15 protein-coding genes are annotated in these 19851 nt (G+C 73.7%); 5 read left to right on the top strand and 10 right to left on the bottom strand.

Features of this window, described 5'->3' with window-relative positions; genetic code table 11:
- The first annotated feature begins 213 nt into the window (after positions 1 to 213).
- From F7Q99_RS00315 to F7Q99_RS00300, 4 genes are all read left to right on the top strand, one after another.
- Positions 214 to 6015 (top strand): type I polyketide synthase, encoded by a 5802-nt coding sequence (locus F7Q99_RS00315; RefSeq protein ID WP_326846096.1) that lies wholly within the window; start codon positions 214 to 216, stop codon positions 6013 to 6015.
- Entirely contained in the window at positions 6015 to 6476 is a 462-nt protein-coding gene (locus F7Q99_RS00310) for an acyl-CoA thioesterase (protein WP_153459536.1), read from the top strand. The genes F7Q99_RS00315 and F7Q99_RS00310 overlap by 1 nt, the downstream gene beginning before the upstream one ends.
- Positions 6473 to 7024 carry a flavin reductase family protein gene (locus tag F7Q99_RS00305; protein WP_326846095.1) on the top strand — a complete coding sequence of 184 codons (552 nt, stop codon included), beginning with the start codon at positions 6473 to 6475 and terminating at the stop codon, positions 7022 to 7024. Before F7Q99_RS00310 ends, F7Q99_RS00305 begins: the two co-directional genes overlap by 4 nt.
- A 65-nt stretch (positions 7025 to 7089) precedes the next feature.
- Entirely contained in the window at positions 7090 to 7455 is a 366-nt protein-coding gene (locus F7Q99_RS00300; RefSeq protein ID WP_153459535.1) for an NAD(P)H-binding protein, read from the top strand.
- 54 nt (positions 7456 to 7509) lie between these two features.
- Here F7Q99_RS00300 and F7Q99_RS00295 read toward each other — a convergent pair whose 3' ends face one another.
- The 8 genes from F7Q99_RS00295 to F7Q99_RS40725 form a co-directional block, all read right to left on the bottom strand.
- Entirely contained in the window at positions 7510 to 8709 is a 1200-nt protein-coding gene (locus F7Q99_RS00295; protein WP_326846094.1) for a M6 family metalloprotease domain-containing protein, read from the bottom strand.
- 120 nt (positions 8710 to 8829) lie between these two features.
- The gene (locus tag F7Q99_RS00290; RefSeq protein WP_153459534.1) at positions 8830 to 10023 is read right to left on the bottom strand and encodes a M6 family metalloprotease domain-containing protein; all 1194 of its coding nucleotides are present in this window, start codon (positions 10021 to 10023) and stop codon (positions 8830 to 8832) included.
- A gap of 26 nt (positions 10024 to 10049) precedes the next feature.
- A complete protein-coding gene (locus F7Q99_RS00285; RefSeq protein ID WP_326847167.1) occupies positions 10050 to 11324 on the bottom strand; it encodes an alpha/beta fold hydrolase in 1275 nt (424 codons plus the stop codon).
- Positions 11324 to 12358, bottom strand: a complete 1035-nt coding sequence (locus F7Q99_RS00280) for an ABC transporter ATP-binding protein (protein WP_153459533.1) — start codon at positions 12356 to 12358, stop codon at positions 11324 to 11326. The genes F7Q99_RS00285 and F7Q99_RS00280 overlap by 1 nt, the downstream gene beginning before the upstream one ends.
- The gene (locus F7Q99_RS00275) at positions 12355 to 13170 is read right to left on the bottom strand and encodes an ABC transporter ATP-binding protein (RefSeq protein ID WP_153459532.1); all 816 of its coding nucleotides are present in this window, start codon (positions 13168 to 13170) and stop codon (positions 12355 to 12357) included. Before F7Q99_RS00275 ends, F7Q99_RS00280 begins: the two co-directional genes overlap by 4 nt.
- Positions 13167 to 14159 (bottom strand): ABC transporter permease, encoded by a 993-nt coding sequence (locus F7Q99_RS00270; RefSeq protein ID WP_153459531.1) that lies wholly within the window; start codon positions 14157 to 14159, stop codon positions 13167 to 13169. Before F7Q99_RS00270 ends, F7Q99_RS00275 begins: the two co-directional genes overlap by 4 nt.
- Entirely contained in the window at positions 14156 to 15037 is an 882-nt protein-coding gene (locus F7Q99_RS40730) for an ABC transporter permease (protein WP_326846093.1), read from the bottom strand. Before F7Q99_RS40730 ends, F7Q99_RS00270 begins: the two co-directional genes overlap by 4 nt.
- The gene (locus tag F7Q99_RS40725) at positions 15034 to 16719 is read right to left on the bottom strand and encodes an ABC transporter substrate-binding protein (RefSeq protein ID WP_230210115.1); all 1686 of its coding nucleotides are present in this window, start codon (positions 16717 to 16719) and stop codon (positions 15034 to 15036) included. The genes F7Q99_RS40730 and F7Q99_RS40725 overlap by 4 nt, the downstream gene beginning before the upstream one ends.
- A gap of 98 nt (positions 16720 to 16817) precedes the next feature.
- Between F7Q99_RS40725 and F7Q99_RS00260 the strand changes: the two genes are divergently transcribed.
- Positions 16818 to 17792 carry a LysR family transcriptional regulator gene (locus F7Q99_RS00260; RefSeq protein WP_153459530.1) on the top strand — a complete coding sequence of 325 codons (975 nt, stop codon included), beginning with the start codon at positions 16818 to 16820 and terminating at the stop codon, positions 17790 to 17792.
- A gap of 23 nt (positions 17793 to 17815) precedes the next feature.
- On the opposite strand, the gene F7Q99_RS00255 is transcribed toward F7Q99_RS00260, so the two are convergent.
- Together F7Q99_RS00255 and F7Q99_RS00250 are read right to left on the bottom strand one after the other, a co-directional pair.
- A complete protein-coding gene (locus F7Q99_RS00255; RefSeq protein WP_153459529.1) occupies positions 17816 to 18784 on the bottom strand; it encodes a hypothetical protein in 969 nt (322 codons plus the stop codon).
- A 14-nt stretch (positions 18785 to 18798) separates the two neighbouring features.
- A complete protein-coding gene (locus tag F7Q99_RS00250) occupies positions 18799 to 19611 on the bottom strand; it encodes a papain-like cysteine protease family protein (protein WP_326846092.1) in 813 nt (270 codons plus the stop codon).
- Positions 19612 to 19851 lie beyond the last annotated feature (240 nt).

Here is a 19851-nt window from a genome sequence, read left to right as displayed (position 1 = left end):
GTCGAGGGCTTCGCCGTTCCAGGGGAATTGATGACGCCGTTATGGATCGAATCGATGACGCTGTTATGGGAAAAAGGGCCCCGGAGCAGCCGGAAAGCACGCTCGAAGAAGACAACCGGCCCGGCCGAGAGCACGCTTGATTCGAATACGGCAGGCCGTGCCCCGCTCCGGGGCCGACCGGCCGTCAATTCGCGTTCAAGGGGCGGTGAATACGTGAGCGGTCAGCGGGTCGCCATCGTGGGAATAGGGCTCCGATACCCGGACGCCAATTCCCCGATCGAACTCTGGGAGAACGTACTGAGCGGCCGGCGGGCCTTCCGGCGGCTGCCCGACGAGCGGATGAACCACGCCGACTACTGGTCGCCCGACCGGGCGGCACCGGACCGGTTCTACGCCACCAAGGCCGCCGTGCTGCGGGACTTCGAGTTCGACAGGATCGCCTACAGCGTGGCCGGAAGCACCTACCGCTCGACCGACCTGACCCACTGGCTGGCGCTCGACACGGCCGCCCGCGCGCTCGCCGACGCCGGATTCCCGGGCGGTTCCGGACTGCCCGGACAAACCACCGGTGTGGTCGTCGGAAACAGCCTCACCGGGGAATTCTCGCGGGCCAACATCATGCGCCTGCGGTGGCCCTACGTGCGCCGGACGGTGGCCGCCGCACTCGCCGGAAAAGGCTGGTCCGAGAGCGCCGCCGCAGAGTTTCTCGAAGAACTCGAACAGGCCTACAAAGCGCCTTTCCCGCCCATCGACGAGGACTCGCTGGCCGGCGGCCTCGCCAACACCATCGCCGGGCGGATCTGCAACCACTTCGACCTCCGCGGCGGCGGATACACCGTGGACGGCGCCTGCTCCTCCTCCCTGCTGTCCGTCATCACCGCCGCCCGCTCCCTCGCCGACGGCGACCTCGACGTCGCCCTCGCCGGAGGCGTCGACCTGTCCATCGACCCGTTCGAGGTGATCGGCTTCGCCAAGACCGGCGCGCTGGCCACCGGCGAGATGAAGGTCTACGACCGCGACTCCAACGGCTTCTGGCCCGGCGAGGGCTCCGGCATGCTCGTGCTCATGCGCGAGGAGGACGCGCTGGCGGCCAGCCGGCGGATCTACGCCAGCATCGCCGGCTGGGGCGTCTCCTCCGACGGCAAGGGCGGGATCACCCGCCCGGAGGCGGGCGGTCACCGCCTCGCCCTGGCCCGCGCCTACCGGCAGGCCGGCTACGGCGTCGAGACCGTCTCCTACTTCGAGGGGCACGGCACCGGCACCGCGCTGGGCGACGCCACCGAGATCGAGGCGCTGTCCTCCGCCCGCCGGGCCGCCGATCCGGTCGCCCGGCCCGCCGCGCTCGGCACCGTCAAGGGCAACTTCGGGCACACCAAGGCCGCGGCGGGCGTCGCCGGCCTGATCAAGGCCGCCCTCGCGGTGCACCATCAGGTGATCCCGCCGGGCACCGGCCACCACGACCCGCACCCCGGTCTGCTCGGCGACGACGCCGCGCTGTACGTGCCCGGCCGGGCCGAACTCTGGCCCGCCGACTCTCCCGTCCGGGCCGGCGTCTCGGCCATGGGCTTCGGCGGCATCAACACCCACGTCGCCGTCACCGCGGCCCCCGCGGCGCCGCGTCGCACCGCCCTCGACGCCGACACCGGACGGCTCGTCGCCGGGCGCCAGGACGCCGAGCTCCTGCTGCTGGAGGCCCGGGACCGCGACGGCCTGCGCGCCGAGGCCGCCCGGCTGCTCGACCTCGTGCCCCGGCTCGCCCAGGCCGAACTGGCCGACCTGGCAGCCGGGTTGGCCGCCGGGTTGGCCGACGGGTTGACCGGGGCGCCGGTCCGCGCGGCTGTCGTCGCGACGTCCCCCGACGACGCCGCCCGCGCCCTGGAACGGCTGCTCGGCCTGCTCGCGTCCGGCGCCACCCGGGCGCTCTGCTCCGGCGAGGGCGTCTTCCTCGGCACCGGCCGCACCGAACCCACGATCGCCTACCTCTTCCCCGGCCAGGGCTCCGGCCGCGGCGCGGTCGGTGCGATCCGCCGCCGCTTCGCCCAGGCCGACGAGGTGTACCGCCGAGCCGGCCTGCCGACGGGGGCCGACCAGGTCGACACCCGCGTCGCCCAGCCGCGCATCGTCACCGGCTCGCTCGCCGCCCTGCGCGTCCTCGACGGGCTCGGCATCCGGGCCGCGGCCGCCGTCGGCCACAGCCTCGGTGAGCTCACCGCGCTGCACTGGGCCGGCGCGCTGACCGAGGACCAGGTGCTGCGCCTGGCCACCGTCCGCGGCCAGGTGATGGCCGAGGTCGGTAGCGGCGGCGGCGCGATGGCCGGCCTCGCCGCGACGCCCGAGGACGGCACCCGGCTCTGCGCGGGCCTGGACGTCGTCATCGCCGGCTACAACGGCCCCCGGCAGACGGTCGTCTCCGGCCCCGCCGCCGCCGTCGACGAGGTCTGCCGCCGGGCCGTCGCCGAGGGCGTCACCGCCACCCGGCTCAACGTCTCGCACGCCTTCCACTCCCCGCTGGTCGCACCCGCCGCCCACGCGATGGCCGAGCGGCTCGGGGAGTTCGACTTCGCCCGCCCCGTCCGCCCGGTCGCCTCCACCGTCACCGGCGCCCTGCTCGATCCGGCCGCCGACCTGCGGACCCTGCTGCGCGACCAGGTGGCCCGGCCGGTCCGCTTCCACGAGGCCGCGGCCGCCGCCACCGCCGACGCCGACCTGGTCGTCGAGGTCGGCCCCGGCCGGGTGCTCTCCGGCCTGCTCGCCGAGATCGCACCCGACCGGCCGGCTCTGGCCGTCGACACCGACAGCTCCTCCCTCGGCCCGCTGCTGCGCGTCGCCGCCGCCGCCTTCGTGCTCGGCTCGCCTGTCCGCGCCGCCGGTCTGTTCGAGGGACGGCTGGTCCGGCCGCTGCCGGCGGACGGCGCGATGACCTTCCTCGCCAGCCCGTGCGAGTCCGCCCCGGCCATCGACGCCGCCCGGCTCACGCCGGCCCGGCCCGCTGTCGAAGCCGCGACCGGGACCGCGACCGCGCCGGCCGAGGCGGGCGGCGAGTCCACCCTGGACCTGCTGCGCCGCCTCGCCGCCGAACGCGTCGAACTGCCGCTGGAGTCCGTCACCGCCGCCACCCACCCGATGGACGACCTGCACCTCAGCTCCATCACCGTCGGCCAGATCGTCAACGACGTCACCCGGGCCCTGGGCCTGCCCGCCCTGGAGGCCACCACCAGCTTCGCCACCGTCGGCCTCGGCGAACTGGCCGAGCTGATCGACCGGTTGGCGCAGACCGCCGAGGACGGCCCCGCCCCGGCGTCGGAGGTGCCCGGAGTCGCCCCCTGGGTCCGCCCGTTCGCCGTCGAGCACGTCGAGGCGGCCCTCCCCGCGCGAACCGCCGCCCCGGCCGCCGCCACCGGCAGCTGGACGGTGTACAGCACCCCCGGCCACCCGCTGGCCGAACCGCTGCGCACCGCTCTCGCCGAGGCCGGCATCGGCGACGGCGTCCTGCTCTGCCTTCCTGCCGAGTGCGGCGCGGGCGACACCGAGCTGTTCCTCGCCGCCGGACGCGCCGCGGCCACCGCCCCGGGCGGCACCCGGCTGGTCGTGGTCCAGCACCGCCTCGGCGCGACCGGCCTCGCCAAGACCCTCCACCTGGAACACCCGTCCGTCCCCACCACCGTCGTCGAACTGCCCGACCCGCTCGCCCCCGAGGCCGTCGGCCTGGTCGTCGCCGAGGCCGCGGCCACCACCGGCTTCACCGAGGTCCGCTACGGGCCCGACGGCCGCCGGACAGTACCAGTGCTGCGCCCGCTGACGCCCACGGAGGCCCCGGCGGGTGCGTCCCCGCTGGACGAGGCGGACGTCCTGCTGGTCACCGGCGGCGGCAAGGGCATCACCGCCGAGTGCGCCCTGGCCATGGCCCGGGACTCCGGCGCCGCCCTCGCCCTGATCGGCCGCGCGGACCCGGCCGAGGACGCCGAACTCGCCGCCAACCTCGCCCGGATGACCGCCGCCGGACTGCGCCTGCGCTACGAGCGCGCCGACGTCACCTCCGCGGCGCAGACCGCCGAGGCCGTCGAACGACTGGAGCACGCCCTCGGCCCGGTCACCGCCGTGCTCCACGGCGCCGGCCGCAACGAGCCCGCGGCCGTGACCTCACTGACCCCCGACGACTTCCGGCGCACCCTCGCCCCGAAGACCGACGGCCTGGCCGCCGTCCTCGACGCCGTCGCACCGGAGCGCCTCAAGCTCCTGATCACCTTCGGCTCCATCATCGGCCGCGCCGGCCTGCGCGGGGAGGCGCACTACGCCACCGCCAACGACTGGATGACCGAACTCACCCTCCGCTTCGCGGAGAAGCACCCGCAGGCCAGGGTGCTGGCGATCGAATGGTCCGTCTGGTCCGGCGCCGGCATGGGCGAACGGCTCGGTGTCGTCGAGGCGCTGATGCGCGAGGGCATCACCCCGATCTCCACCGAGGAGGGCATCCGGGTGCTCCGCGAGCTGCTCGCCGACCCCTCCGCCGGGCCCGTCCTGGTCGTCAGCGGACGCGCCGCGGGCCTGCCCACCCTCGCCCTGGAACAGCGCGACCTGCCCCTCGCCCGCTTCCTCGAACGCGTGGTCACGCACTACCCGGGCGTCGAACTGGTCACCGAGGCCGAGCTGAGCGAGGGCAGCGACCCGTACCTGACCGACCACCAGCTCGACGGCGACCTGCTCTTCCCCGCCGTCCTCGGCATGGAGGCGATGGCCCAGGCCGCGGCCGCCGTCAGCGGGCACCAGGGGCCGCCGATGCTGGAGGCCGTCGAGTTCCTGCGGCCCATCGCCGTCCGGCCCGGAGGCTCGACCACCCTGCGCACCGCCGCCCTCGTCCAGGACACCGGCACCGTCGACGTCGTCCTGCGCACCTCGGACACCGGCTTCGCCGCCGACCACTTCCGGGCCCGCCTGCGCTACCTCCGCCCCGCCCTGCCCGACAGCCCCCGGCCCGCCGCCCTCGACCTGCCCGCCGTCCCCGTCGACCCGGTGACCGAGCTGTACGGCAGCGTCCTGTTCCAGGGCAAGCGCTTCCAGCGCCTGCTCGACTACCGCAGGGCCGGCGCCCGGCACGCCGTCGCCGAGGTCTCCACCACCACGCCCGCCCCCTGGTTCGCGGCCTACCTCCCGCAGGAGCAGCTGCTCGCCGACCCGGGCACCCGCGACACGATGATGCACGCCATCCAGTGCTGCGTCCCCGACGCCACCCTGCTGCCGCGCGGCATCGAGCGGCTCCACCTCGCCGAACGGGCCGACCAGGACTCCGAGTTCATCGTCCTCGACGCCCGCGAACGCTCCCAGGACGGCGACACCTACGTCTACGACGTCGACGTCCGCACCCCGGACGGCCGGGTCGTCGAACGCTGGGAGGGGCTGGCCCTGGTCGCCGTCCGCAAGCGCGACGGCGCCGGGCCGTGGGTCCCCGCGATGCTCGGCTCCTACCTGGAACGCGGCCTGGAGCGCGTCCTCGGCGGCAGCCGCGCCGTCGTGGTCGAGGCCGCGGGCGCCGAAGCCGACCGGCGGGCCCGCACCGCCGACGCCGTCGCCCGGGCCCTCGGCGCACCCGCCGAACTGCGCCACCGCCCGGACGGTCGGCCCGAACTCGACGGCCACACCGTCTCCGCCGCGCACAGCGACGGGCTGACCCTCGCCGTGGTCGGGCAGGGCCGTCTCGCCTGCGACGCCGAGACGGTCCGCCCGCGCCGGGCCGAGGACTGGGCCGCACTCCTCGGCGAGGCCCAACTCCCCGTCCGCGACCTGCTGGTGGCCGAGGCCGGCGACGACCCGGCGGTGGCGGCCACCCGGGTCTGGTGCGCCCTGGAGTGCCTGCGCAAGTCCGCCGCCACCGGCCAGGCCCTCGCCCTCGACCGGGTCGACGGCTCCGGCTGGGCGGTGCTCTCCGCCGGCGACGCGGCGATCGCCACCTGGGTGACCACCGTCACCGACCGCGAGGACCCGGTGGTCTTCGCCTTCCTCGCCGGCAAGGAGCGGTGATGGCCGGCTACTACGAGATCCGGCACACCGTCGGCTTCGAGGAGACCAACCTCGTCGGCAACGTCTACTACGTCAACTACCTACGCTGGCAAGGTCGTTGCCGGGAGATGTTCCTCAAGGAGAAGGCGCCCGGGGTGCTCGCCGAACTGCGGGACGACCTGAAGCTGTTCACCCTCCGGGTGGACTGCGAGTTCTTCGCCGAGATCACCGCGTTCGACGAACTCGCCGTCCGGATGCGGCTGGAGGAGATCGCCCAGACGCAGCTCCAGTTCAGCTTCGACTACCTGCGCCTCGACGGCGCCGGCGAGCACCTCGTCGCCCGCGGGCGGCAGCGGATCGCCTGCATGCGCGGCCCCAACACCGACACCGTGCCGGCCCGGGTGCCCGAGGAACTGCGGCGGGCCCTGGCTCCGTACGCGACGGGGCCGGTCGGGGCGGCCGCGGCCGGGAGGCCCCGGTGATCGGCGGCTCCAGCGACCTGCGCGCCACCATGGCCGGCTTCGCGACCGGTGTCACCGTCCTCACCACGGGCGGCGGGAGCGTCCACGGCATGACCGCCAACTCCTTCAGCTCGGTGTCGCTGGAGCCGCCGATGGTTCTGTGCTGCGTCGCCCGGACGGCGGTGATGCACCAGGCGATCACCGCCGTCCGCTCCTTCGCGGTCTCCGTGCTGAGCGCCGAACAGGAGCACCTGGCACGGTACTTCGCGAACCGCGCCCGCCCGCTCGGGGCCGCCCAGTTCCACGACGTCGACTGGCGGCCGGGCCCGTTCACCGGCGCGCCGCTGCTGGCGGGCTCGCTCGCCTGGCTGGAGTGCAAGCTCGCCGAGGTCTACGACGGCGGCGACCACTCCATCTTCCTCGGCGAGGTGCTCTCCACCGACCACGCCCCTGACCGCCGGGCGCTGCTGTTCTACGGCGGCGGCTTCCACCGGGTGGGCTGCCATCCGCCCGGCCCGGCCGCCCGCGCGCCACTGCGCGGCACCGTCCGCACCGAAGAGACCGACTGAAGAGACCGACCGCAGAGACCGACCGCAGAGACCGACCGCAGAGACCGACCGAGAGGGGCAGGCCCATGCTGGTGAGCGTGACCGGCGGCACGGGGTTCGTCGGCGTCCACTCCGTGGCGGAGATCGTCCGGCGCGGCCACCGGGTCCGGATGCTCGTCCGCGACCCGGCCGCCGCCGAACGCGTCCTGGCCACGCTCGCCGTCGACCCCGCCGCCGTCGACCTGCTGGCCAGCGACGTCACCGAGGAGCGCGACGTCCGCCGGGCGGTCGCCGGCGCCGACGCCGTCCTGCACGCCGCCTCCGTCTACTCCTTCGACAGCCGTCGCCACGCAGCCATGCGGGCCACCAACGCACCGGCGGTCTGTCCGCCCGGCCGACGGCCGAGACGATGGCGGACACCGTCCGCTGGCTGCACGGCACCGGCCTGCTGACTGATCGTCAGGCAGGGCTGGCCGCAGGGCTGCGGTGACGCGAGGCCGACGCCGTCACCAGCTGCTGATCTGCACCGTGTCGCCGTACGGGCCGCCGCTGCGCACGGAGACCTGCACCCGGGCGGACCAGTCGGTGAAGGACTGGCCGGGGTGGAAGGCGGCCAGGTCGAGCGGAGTGCAGCCGGTCGGCGGGGTGTCGGCGGGGTTGCCGTTGACCACCCGGACCGGGCCGTAGCCGGTCTGGACGGAGGTGTCGACCCGGTAGACCAGCACCCCGGTGGAGCACGGGTACCGGTCGGTGTACGCGGCCCGGCGGGACTCGACGACGTACGCGGTGGTGTCGCCGGTGCGGATCACCGCGATCTTGGTGCCGCCGACGTACTCCACCGCGGTGAGCTGGACGGTGGTCCAGCCCGGGGAGGGCAGGCACGCCACCTGGCCGTCGTCGATCCAGCCGAGTTTCCAGGTCTCCCAGCCGACGTACTGCGGGGCGGGCCCGCCGATCCTGCCCATGACGTCCCAGCCGCCGACGTACCGGTGCTGCTCGGAGCCGGTGAAGGCGTACAGGTCGGGCAGGCCGAAGGTGTGGCCGGTCTCGTGGTCGGCGATCTTCGGGCCCCAGTACCACATGTCCTGGCCGAAGGTGACGGCCCACTTGATCCGGGTGCCGGCCACGGTGACGCCCGCCGTGGCGGGGTCGTAGACGTAGGTGGGTGTGAAGGTGATGGCGGAGGCGGTCCTGGGCGGGACGACGTAGACCAGGTCGTACCGGGAGAAGTCCGCGTAGGGCGCGGCGGCCCGGACGGCGTCCCGCACGTAGGCCTCGTGCTGCTCGAAGCTGATGCCGCGCTGGAAGCCGTAGGCGGTGGAGGCCTGCGGCATGCGGAGCCAGCGGTCGAGCGGGGTGATCGCCAGCCAGGTGCGGCCGTAGGACGCCTGCCACATCCAGTCGGCGGCGGGGGTCAGTTGGGCGGTGTAGGGGGTGGTGGGGCCGTCGGCAGGGGCGTCGGGGAAGTCGACGAAGAGGGTGAGCACACGCTTGGTGCCGAGCGGCTGCTGGAAGCGGATGCGGTCGGTGTCGTGGCCCTCGTCGGTCCAGCCGGTGGCGCCGGCCAGGGCGCAGCCGGAGGCCGGTGAGGTGGGGGCCGGTGAGGCGGCGGCGGTGGCGTCCGGGGCGGGGGCGATGAGCAGGACGAGGGCGCCGACGAGGGCCAGCAGAGCGGCGAGTGGGGCATGCGTGGCGGGGGATCGCACGGGTGTGCCTCCTGGGGCGTGGGGGAGGCCCGGCCAGGGCCAGCCACCCTGGCCGGGCAGGGGCGCGCCGTGGCCCCGGGGGTGGGGCCGCCGAGTGGCCACGGCGCGGTCCGGGAGCCGTCAACCGGAGGTGGTGACAGTCGACTTGGTGAGGGTGATGGTATCGGAGAGCGATCCGCTCCGGACGACGTCGATCCGGACCCCGGTCGCGGGGTCGGTGAAGGACTGGCCGGGGCGGAAGGCGGCCATGTCGAGCGGTGTGCAGCCGGCCGGCGGGGTGTCGGCGGGGTTGCCGTTGACCACCCGGACCGGGCCGGAGCCGGTCGGGGCGGCGGTGTCGACCCGGTAGACGAGCACGCCGGTGGAGCAGGCGGACGCGTCGCCGCTGACGGCCCGGCGGGACTCGGCGACGTAGGCGGTGGTCTCGCCGGTGCGGATCACCGCGATCTTGGTGCCGCCGGGGCGTTCGATCGCGTGCAGGCGGACGGTACGGCTGCCGGCGGTGGGCAGGCAGGCGACCTGGCGGTCGTCGATCCAGCCGAACTTCCAGCGCTCCCAGCCCAGATGCTGCGGCGACGGGCCGGAGATGAGGCCCATCAGGTCCCAGCCGCCGACGTGGCGGTGGGTGCCGGTGCCGTCGAAGGCGTACAGGTCGGGCAGGCCGAAGATGTGCGAGGTCTCGTGGTCGGCGACCTTCGGGCCCCAGCGGTAGCGGTCCTGGCCGAAGGTGACCGCCCACTTGATCCGGGTGCCGCCGGCCACGATGCCGGGGGCGGCCGGATCGTAGAGGTAGGTGGGGGAGAACGTGATGGCGGAGGCGGAGCTGGTCGGGACGACGTAGAGCAGGTCGTAGCGGGAGAAGTCCACGTCCGGTCCGGCGGCTTCGACGGCCTGGCGCACGTACGCCTCGTGCTGCTCGAAGGTGATGCCGCGCTGGAAGCCGTAGGAGGTGGACGCCTGCGGCATGTGGAGCCAGCGATCGAGCGGGGTGATGTCGAGGCGGGTCCGTCCGTAGGAGTCCTGTCTCATCCAGTCGGCGGCCGGGGCGAGTTCGTCGTAGTAGTCGCCGGGGTCACCGGTGGCGGGAGCGTCGGGGAAGTCGACGAAGAGCATCAGCACGTGCTTGGTGCCGAGCGGTTGCAGGAACTGTTTGCGGTCGGTGTCGTGCCCCTCGTCGGTCCAGCCGGTGCGGCCGGGCAGGGCGCAGTCGGCGGCGGGTGCGGCGGAGGCGGCGCTTTCGGCGGGGTCGGGAGATGCGGCGACGATCAGCGGGAGGGCCAGCGCCAGGGCGCCGGCGAGGATTCGGGGGGTCAACGTCTGCTCCTTTCGGGTGCGGCGGATCAGGCCCGGCCGGAGGCCAGGTCCATCAGGCGGGCGAGGACACGGCCGCCACCGGCGGTGACACCGTCGTGTTCCCACTCGTTGGTGACCCAGGCGCGCAGGCCGCCGACGGCGCGGGCGGTGCGCAGTGACAGTCCGGCGTCCACGTACATGTCGTCGTGGTAGACGGCGGCGGCCACCGGGACCCGGTTGGCGGCGAGCCGGGCCGGGTCGTACAGCTCGGGCCAGTCGGTGCGGGCGGCGAGCACGTCGGCGGCCTCGGCGAACGGGCGCAGGCCGGCGATCTCCCGGAACATCCAGGGGTAGATCATCTCGCCGGTGAGCAGCAGCGGGTCGGCGTGCTCGGCGAACTCCGGGTGGGCGGCCAGGGCGCGGTGGGCGGCCCAGCCGGTGGCGGTGCCGCCCTGGCCGTAGATGGACTCCTGGAGGACGGCGAAGAGCGGGTTGTCGGTGAAGCCGGTCAGCTGCATGACCTGGTTCAGGAATGTGGCGGTGGGTTCGTCGTCGGGGCCGAGGGCCTCGTCGAGCAGCCAGTGCAGGCGGGCGGAGCCGTCGCCCATGCCGAGCATCAGGCCGAGGGTGCGCAGGCGCCGTACGGTGAGCCGGTCGCCGTCCGGGAGGTGGACGGGGCGGCGGTCGAGCAGGTCGGCGAGGCGTCGGAGCAGCACGCGGTCGCCGGGGTGGCGGGTGCAGTGGGCGTCGAACCGCTCGCGGACGCGGGGGTAGGTGGCGGCGTACACATCGTCGGCGGTGGCGTCGAGACCGGGCAGGCCGCCGGTGATGTAGCAGGCGCGCAGGCCCTGGGGCGCGAAGGAGAGGTAGCTGAGGGTGACGAAGCCGCCGTAGCTCTGGCCGAGCGTCTCCCACGGTTCGTCGCCGCAGAGTTGACGCCGGATCAGTTCTGCGTCGGCGACGATCGCGTCGGCCCGGTGCAGCGCGAGGTGGTCGGCCAGCCGGGCCGGGCCGAGGGCGGCTGCCGCGCGGGCGGTGACGGGGGTGGAGCGGCCGGTGCCGCGCTGGTCGAGCAGCAGCACCCGGTGGGTCCTGAGCGCGCGGTCGAGCCAGCCGCCGGTGTTCAGTGGACGCGGCGACTTGCCGCCCGGGCCGCCCTGCAGGTAGAGCAGCCAGGGCAGCCGCTCTCCCGGGCGGCCCGGGTCGGCCAGTTCCCGGGCGAAGACCTCGATGCTCGCGCCGCCGGGGTCGGCGTGGTCGAGCGGGACGGTGAAGACGTGGTCGGTCACCGCGAGCCCGGGCAGGCGGTAGCTGGTACGGATCACGGGGTCCTCCCGGCGCGGTGTTGATCGTTCCCCTCGTCCCGCTCGGGGCGGTGTCCGTCGTTCCGCTCGCTACGCTCAGCGAAGTGACAGGCGACGTCGTGCCCGGGGGCGATCGTCCGCAGGGCGGGCCGCTCGGCGGCGCAGCGGTCGGCCGCCTTCGGACAGCGGGTGCGGAACCGACAGCCGCTGGGCGGGTTCAGGGGGCTGGGCAGGTCGCCGTGGAGCACGATCCGCTCGCGGTCGCGTTCGGCGTCCGGGTCGGGCAGTGGCACGGCGGACAGCAGGGCGCGGGTGTAGGGGTGGGCGGGGGTGTCGAAGAGGGTGTCGCGGTCGGTGGTCTCGACGACGGCGCCGAGGTACATGACGGCGATCCGGGTGCTGATCTGCCGGACGGCGCCGAGGTCGTGGGCGATGAACAGGTAGGCGAGGCCGTACTCGTCCTGGAGGTCCCTGAGCAGGTTGAGGATCTGCGCCTGCACCGAGACGTCGAGGGCGGAGACCGGTTCGTCGCACACCACCAGCTTCGGCCGCAGCGCCAACGCCCGGGCGATGCCGATGCGTTGGGCCTGGCCGCCGGAGAACTCGTGCGGGTGGCGGTCGGCGTGTTCGGGCCGCAGGCCGACCCGTTCCAGCAGTCGCTCCACCGGTTCGTCGGGCTCCAGCCCCTGGTAGGCGAAGGGCGAGGCGAGGATCCGGCGGACGGTCTGGCGCGGGTTGAGGGAGGAGAACGGGTCCTGGAAGACCATCTGGAGCTCGCGGCGGACGGGCCGCAGCCCGTTCTCGTCCAGGTCGGCGAGGTCCCGGCCGGCGAACCGGACGGTGCCGGAGGTCGGGTGTTCCAGCCGGGTGAGCAGGCGGGCCACGGTGGACTTGCCGCAGCCGGACTCGCCGACCAGGCCGAGGGTTTCGCCCGCCTCGACCCGCAGCGAGACGCCGTCGACGGCGGTGACGTGTCCGGCGAGGCGCCGGGTGAGGCCGTGGCGGACGGGGAAGCGCTTGACCAGGTGGTGGGTTTCGAGCAGTGCGGTCATGCCGTCTCCGTCAGGGTGGGCAGCCGGTGCGGCAGCGGCCCGTCGACGCGGGGGACGCAGGCGAGCAGGCCGCGGGTGTAGGGCTGTTGCGGGCGGTGGAAGACGTCGCGGACGGAGCCGTGCTCGACCGCGCGGCCGTCGTGCATGACGACGACCTGGTCGGCGAGTCCGGCGACCACGCCCATGTCGTGGGTGATCAGCATGATCGCGGTGCCGGCCTCCTGCCGGAGTTCGCGCAGCAGGCCGAGGATCTGGGCCTGGACGGTGACGTCGAGCGCGGTGGTCGGCTCGTCGGCGATCAGCAGGTCGGGTTCCAGGCAGAGCGCCATCGCGATCATCACCCGCTGCCGCATCCCGCCGGAGAACTCGTGCGGGTAGGAGCGGGCGCGCCGTTCGGGCTCGGGGATGCCGACCCGCTCCAGCATCCGGACGGCGACGCGGTGGGCCTCCTTCCGTCCGGCGCGGTGGTGCGCGCGGTAGGCCTCGGCGATCTGGAAGGCCACCGGGTAGTACGGGTTGAGGCAGGACAGCGGGTCCTGGAAGACCATGGCGATCCGGTTGCCGCGCAGCCGGCGCAGGGAGCGCTGGTCCATTCCGGTCAACTCGCGTCCGTCGAACCGGATTTCGCCGCCGATCCGGGCGTCGCGGGGCAGCAGCCCGAGGACGGCGAGGCTGGTGACGGACTTGCCGCTGCCGGACTCCCCGACCACACCCAGCACCTGCCCGGCCGCCAGGTCGAGGTCGAGCCCGGCGACGGCGCGGGTGCCGGAGGCGAAGTCGACGGTGAGGTCCCGTACGGTCAGCAGGGTCATCCCACGGCCCTCACTCTCGGGTCGAGCACGGCGTAGACGAGGTCGACCACCAGGTTGGCGAGGACCACGAAGGAGGCGGCGAACAGCGTCACGCCGAGGATCACCGGCTGGTCGGCGCCAGCGATCGCGTCGGCGGCGAGCTTGCCGACGCCGGGCAGGCCGAAGACCGACTCGGTGATCAGCGCGCCGCCGAGCAGCGCGCCGAGGTCCATCCCGAAGATCGTCACGATCGGCATCAGCGCGGGCCGCAGCGCGTGCCGGCGCACCACGGTGACTTCGGCCAGCCCCTTGGCGCGCGCCGTGCGGACGTAGTTCTGGCCGAGGCTCTCCAGCATCTCGCTGCGGGTGATCCGGGCGTACACCCCGGCGTAGAGCATGGCCAGGGTGATCCAGGGCATGGCCATGGACTCCGCCCAGCCGGCCGGGTCCTCGGTGAGGGGGACGGCCGTCGGGTAGGGCAGCACGTTCAACTCGACCACCAGCAGGTACTGGAGCACCAGCGCGGTGAAGTAGATCGGCAGCGAGACCCCGCCGAGGGCGGCCGTCATGGCGGCGCGGTCCCACAGGCTCCCGTGCCGCAGCGCCGACACCACGCCCGCCGCCACGCCGACCGCCAGCCACAGCACCGCCGCACCGACGGCGATGGAGACGCTGACGGGCAGCCGGCTGGTCAGCAGCTCCCAGACCGGCCGGTCCGTCTGGAAGCTGAAGCCCAGGCAGGGGAACGGGCACTGGACGGCCTGCGCGCCGGTGCCGTAGGTGCGGCCGGAGAGGATGCCGCCGAGGTAGTCCCCGAACTGGGCGATCGGGGAGCGGTCCAGCCCGAGGGTGGCGCGGATCGCGGCGAGCCGTTCGGGGCTGCAGGCCTTGCCGCAGGCGCCCTGGGCTGGGTCGGCGGGCATCAGGTAGAAGATCGCGAAGGTGGCGGCGCAGATCACCAGCAGGATGAGCGCGGTGACGGCCAGTCTTCGCAGCAGGTAGAGGATCATCGTCGCTTGCTCCGGGGGTCGAGCGCGTCGCGCACGGCGTCGCCCAGCACGTTGAAGGCGAGCACGGTGACGAACAGGAGGACGCCGGGGATGAGGAAGTAGGCCGGGTCGGAGGCGTACCAGGGCACGGCGGTGGCGATCATCTGCCCCCAGGAGGGTGTCGGCGGCTGCACGCCCACGCCGAGGAAGGACAGCCCGGCCTCGGTGGCGATGCAGGCCGGGATCGACATCGTCGCCACCACCAGCACCGGTCCGGTCAGGTTGGGCAGGACTTCGCGCAGCAGCAGCGTCCGCCGGGACGCACCGAGCACCCGGGCCGCCGCCACGAACTCGCCGCGGGCGAGCACCATCGCCTGACCGCGGACGATCCGCCCGACGTACGGCCAGCCGAAGAAGCCGAGCACCACGACCAGCAGCAGCCGGCGGTCGGCCCCGGGCGCGGCCGAGATCAGCGCGATCATGAAGATCAGGCTGGGGAAGGACATCAGCAGGTCCATCAGCCGGCCGATCACGGTGTCGGCCCAGCCGCCGAGGAAGCCGGCGAGCAGGCCGAGCGTGGTGCCGAGGACCACGGACACGGCGGTGGCCAGCACGGCGATCAGCAGCGAGACCCGCGCGCCGTACACGACCCGGGCGAGCACGTCCCGGCCGTTGACGGGTTCGACGCCCAGCCAGTGCTCGCTGCCGATCCCGCCCGCGGCGCCGCGCGGCAGGCCGCCGAGCGCCGGGTCCACGGCCTCGCCGTGGAAGGCCGTCGGGGAGCTGCCGGCCAGCCAGGTGATCAGCGGGGCGGCGAGCGCGACGAGCACCAGCAGCGCCACCGAGGCCAGCGCGAGCAGGGCCGAACGCTGGGCGAGCAGCTTGCGCAGGACGGTCACTTCCGCAGCCCCAGCGAGACGAGGTCGAGCCGGCCGACGAAGGCGGTGTGGCCGTACGCGCCGGCCACGTTCGGCCCGACCAGGACGGCGGCGCGGTCCCAGAGGAACGGGACGACCGGGGCGTCCCGCATGATCCGCTTCGCGAGCTCGCCGTACGCGCGCTGGGCGGCGGCCGGGTCGCCGGTGGCGGCGATCTCGTCCAGCCGGGTGTCGACCTCGGGGGAGTCGTACTGGGCGCGGTTGTTGTTGCCCTCGGCGGTGACGAGCCGGCCGTCGAACAGGATCGGCAGGTAGGTGGAGGCGCCCGGCCAGTCCGGTGTCCAGCCGTCGATCACCAGGTCGTGCTGGCGGGCCGGGCTGCCGACCGTGCTGTAGAACGCCGAGGAGCTGATCTCGTTGATCTTCACGGTGATGCCGGCCCGGGCGAGCGAGGCCTGCACCGCCTCGCCCTGCGCCTTGCCGCCCGCGGTGGCCGGGGTGTCGAGGGTGAGCTCCAGGCCGGAGGCGTGGCCGGCCTCGGCGAGCAGGGCCTTGGCCTTGTCCGGGTCGCCCTTGCCGTCCTGGCTCGGGTACGGGTCCTCGGGCGCCGCGCCGGGCAGGGTGGGCGGCAGCAGCGTGGTGGCGAGGTCGCCGGCGATCGGGCCGCCGCGGGTGGTGCGCAGCGCGTCCTTGTCGAGCGCGTACGCGATCGCCTGCCGCACCCGGACGTCGTCCAGCGGCTGGTGCCTGGTGTTGACGGCGAGGAACCGGGTGTTGATGGACTCGCCGGTGACCAGGCGCTTCTTCAGCTGCGGGTCGTTGACCACCCGCCCGACGGAGGCCGGGCCGATCGGCTCCAGGGCGACGGCGTTCGCGTCCTCGCCCTGACCGGCGATCAGCCGCTGGTCGACCACGGCCGGGTCGAGGTTGAGGTCGATGACGACCTTGTCGGGCAGGCCCTTGCGAACGGTGTCGGTCGCCGGGTCCCACGAGGGGTTGCGGACGAGCGTGAGCCGCTTCTTGGGCTCGAAGGCGTCGATCCGGTACGGACCGGAGGAGAACGGGCGGTTGTCGTAGCCGACGCCGGTGTCCTTGTCCTGCGGCACCGGGGCGAACATCGGCAGCGACACGGCGGAGCCGAAGTCGGCCACCGGCCGGTTGAGGTGGAAGACGACGGTCCGCTCGTCCGGGGTCTCGATCGACGCGAGGCCCGCCCGGTCCGGGTACGGGCCCTTGTAGGTGTCGCCGCCCGCCAGCCAGAGCCGGGCGTACGGCGGGCCCTCGGGCAGCTCGGCGGCGAAGGTGCGCTCGACGCCGTACTTGACGTCCTTGCTGGTGACGGGCCGGCCGTCCTCGAACTTCACGCCGTCCCTGAGGGTGAAGGTCCAGGTCCGCGAGCCGTCGGTGGGGCGCCCGGTGTCGGTGGCCAGGTCCGGGACGATCTGCCCGCCGGCCGGCCCGGGGGCGGGGGCGAAGGTGGTCAGCGTCCGGTAGATCAGCCGGCCCACGTCCTGGGTGGAGGTGACGTAGGCGCGGGCCGGGTCCAGGTGCTCCAGGTCGATGCTGGACAGGACGTGCAGGGTGCCGCCCTTCGTCGGGGCGGCGTCCCCGGCGGCGCCGGCCCCGTTCGGTCCGCCGCAGGCCGCCGCGGACAGCAGACCGAGGGCCGCGGTCAGGGCGAGTGCGGCTCTTCGTGTCCTCATGTGTACCCCTTGGTGCGATATGACATTTCACATGTGGGGACAAGATTGGGCCGTCGCAGGGCCTTCCGGGAGCTCTCAGCTGCTCATAACATCCGGTTATGGAGCTGGAGATACGGCATCTGCGGATGATCTGCGCCATCGCCGAGACCGGCAGCCTCACCCGGGCCGCCGCCTCGCTCCGGCTCACGCAGCCCGGTCTCAGCGCCCAACTGCGCCGCATCGAGGGCATGTTGGGTGGTCCGCTGTTCGACCGCCGGCCCACCGGGGCGGTGCCGACCGCGTTCGGCGAGACCGTGCTCACCCGCGCCCGCGCCGTGCTGCCGACCGTCGACGAGCTGCTGAGCGCCTCCGCCCTGGCGGCCGCCTCCACCGGCAGCCCGACCCCCCGCTTCCGGCTCGGGTCCGTCAACGCCCCGCTGCTCGGCGGGCTGATCGCCGCGCTGCGCACCCACCACCCCGAGGCTCGGATCGTCTCCCGCGCCCAGGGCTCGTCCGTCCCCCTGGTCGACGACCTCGCGCACGGGCGCCTCGAAGCCGCCGTGGTCGGCGACTGCCCCGGGTACGAGCTGCCCGCGAGGCCCGGCGTCGTCCTGCGGCCGGTGGTCACCGAGCCGGTCTTCGTCGCCCTGCCGGCCGGCCACCGCCTCGCCGGGCGGCCGGCGGTCGGGCTGGACGAACTCGCCGACGAGGACTGGGTCTCGCCCCGGCCGGACGACGACCGGGTGCGGGAGTACTGGGCCACCACCTTCCACGCGACCGGCCACCGGATGCGGACCGTCCATGAGGCGGAGGGGCGACTGCTGCTCGAACTGGTCCGCGGTGGGCACGCGGTGAGCCTGTGCCAGGCCACCTTCGAGGAGGTGCCGGGCATCGCGGTACGGCCCATCGCCGGCGACCCGCTCTGGTACCGGCACCTGATCGCGTGGCACGAGGCGGGTCCGCTGGCCGCCCTGGACGCGGCGCTGGTCGAGCACGCGCGCGCGGCCCACCGGGTCGCGGCCGGGCGCAGCCCGGCGTACCGGCGGTGGCTGCGCGCGGCCGGTGAACGGAGAGGGGCGGCGGGCGCGGGGTGACCGCGACCGCCGCCCCGGGGACGTCAGTCCGTTGCCGCCGCGTGGCGGCGACGGCGCAGGTAGAGTCCTGCGGCGCCGGCCGCCAGCACCGCGGCCGCGGCCCCGGCCGCCGGCAACTGCCAGGACGCCGGGGACGGTTCGGCCGATGCCTGCGACACGGGCGTTGTCTGCGGCTCGGCCTGTGCCTGTGACGCGGGTTGTGCCGGCGGCTCGGCCTGAGCCCCGGCCTGTGCCTCGGCCGAGGCTCCCGTGCCGTCGAACAGCCCGAACCCGCCGGCGAGCCCCTTCTTGTCGTAGCCGGAGCCCGGGAGCTTGTCCGCGTACCGGCCGGTCACCATCTTCTGGTAGGCGGCCAGGGGGACGCTCTGCTTGCCGCCGAGGCCGGTGGTGGCCTCGGAGTTGAGCGGTTCGACGTTGCCGCTCTCGGTGAGCCGGTACCAGGCGTGGATCTGCGGCTCGGTGAAGGTGCGGGCGCCGGCGGTCGCGCGTTCGGCCAGCTTGAGCTCGTTGTCGCCGTCCCGGATGCCGGCGAGCTGCCAGCCGCCGCCCTTGGCCGGCGGAGCGAGCAGGACGGCGGCCTGGTGGCCGTCGGCCGCGCTCACCCGTGAGGCGAGGTAGGAGAGCTTGAGCGCGCCCTGCGGTGTCGGCTGGGCCTTCCCGGTGACGAAGTCCGCCGACAGCTCGTACAGCGGGACCGGGTCCTTGAGATCGAACGACGGCGCGGCGGCCGCGTTCGGGCTGTTCGGCCGGCCGCCCGCGCCGCCGTCGGCTCCGGTCCCGGTCCCGCCGCCGGGCGCGGCCGCGGTCTTCGCGGCGCCGAGGAAGCGGGAGACGGTGTCGTGCGTCGTGCCGGAGCGCAGCACCTTCTGGGCGCCGCCGTAGTCGGGCACGTCCGTGCCGCCGTCGGCCCACGCCGTCGTCGTGGCGGCACCCGCGGCCACGAGGGCGGCGGCGGTGAGGGCGACGGCCTTCAGTGTCCGCGTAGTCCGCATAGTCGGTTGTCTCCTCATGCGTGGATGCCGATCCGCGAGTGGGTCCACTGGAACGAACCGTTGTTGACGTAGGTGTTGAAGTTCCACCAGGTGTACGTCTGCGTGCTGGGCCACGGATCGCCGACGGCGATCATGTTGCTGGTGCTGTCGTAGCCGTAGATGACGTTCATGTGGCCGCCGCCGGAGGTCCAGCCGATGCGCACCGCGAACGGGCGCCCGCTGGCTATCTCGTTGGCGACCTCGTTGAACGACGCGTTGCGGTTCAGGTCGTAGCCGCTGTTGTGGAAGCCCATGCTGTTCAGGGCGTTGGCCATGTCGTCCAGCGTGGCGGGCCGGTCGTTGCAGTCCACCCAGCGGCCCTGCTGGGCGAGCCGGCAGAAGTCGTACTGGTTGTACTGGTTGTAGCCCCAGTAGTTGGCGATGGTGAGCCCGGAGGCGTCCCAGCACCACTGGTCCTGGACCTGCTTCTGCATGGTGATGTCGAGCGCCGTCCAGCTGGTGGGCCGGGTGGAGCTGCAGACCGGCAGGTTGCCGGTGTTCTCGCGGATGAAGGCGTCGGCGATGTAGAACGCGCCGGACCAGATCCAGCGGTTGTTGTTCTCGACCGTGTCCCCCGTGGTCCGACAGACCATCGGAATGCGGTCGTTCGGCAGCGCGCGGCCGGTGATCCTGGCCGAGAGCGAGGCCAGTACGCGTTCGTTGATGGTGCTGTAGTTGCCCTGCCCTCCTATGACGGTTCCCTTGACCAGCCCGGCCTCGGCCTCGGCCTCGATGCCCAGTGCGACGGCTCCGGCCAGCACGGTGGCGGCCGCCGCAACCACGGCCACCCGACGTGTCTTTCTACGGTGTCTGCTCATGCGTCAGATCTCACTCCCCGTTAACGGTGAAAACTGAATGCGGGGGAGTCTGGCAGAGCTGCCACCGGAAGCGGAACGTCAACGTCCGATCAGATTTCGGGTTGCGCGCATAGAGGGCGGGCGCGAGGGCTTCAACGAGGGGCGCCCATCGGGCACTTGATGAACTGCGGTTTAAACCGGTCTAGTCCAAAGTTATCTGATCGTTATCTT

The sequence above is a fragment of the Streptomyces kaniharaensis genome (assembly GCF_009569385.1).
GTDB classification, from domain to species: Bacteria; Actinomycetota; Actinomycetes; order Streptomycetales; family Streptomycetaceae; genus Kitasatospora; species Kitasatospora kaniharaensis.
This window is presented reverse-complemented; position numbering and strand designations above follow the sequence as displayed.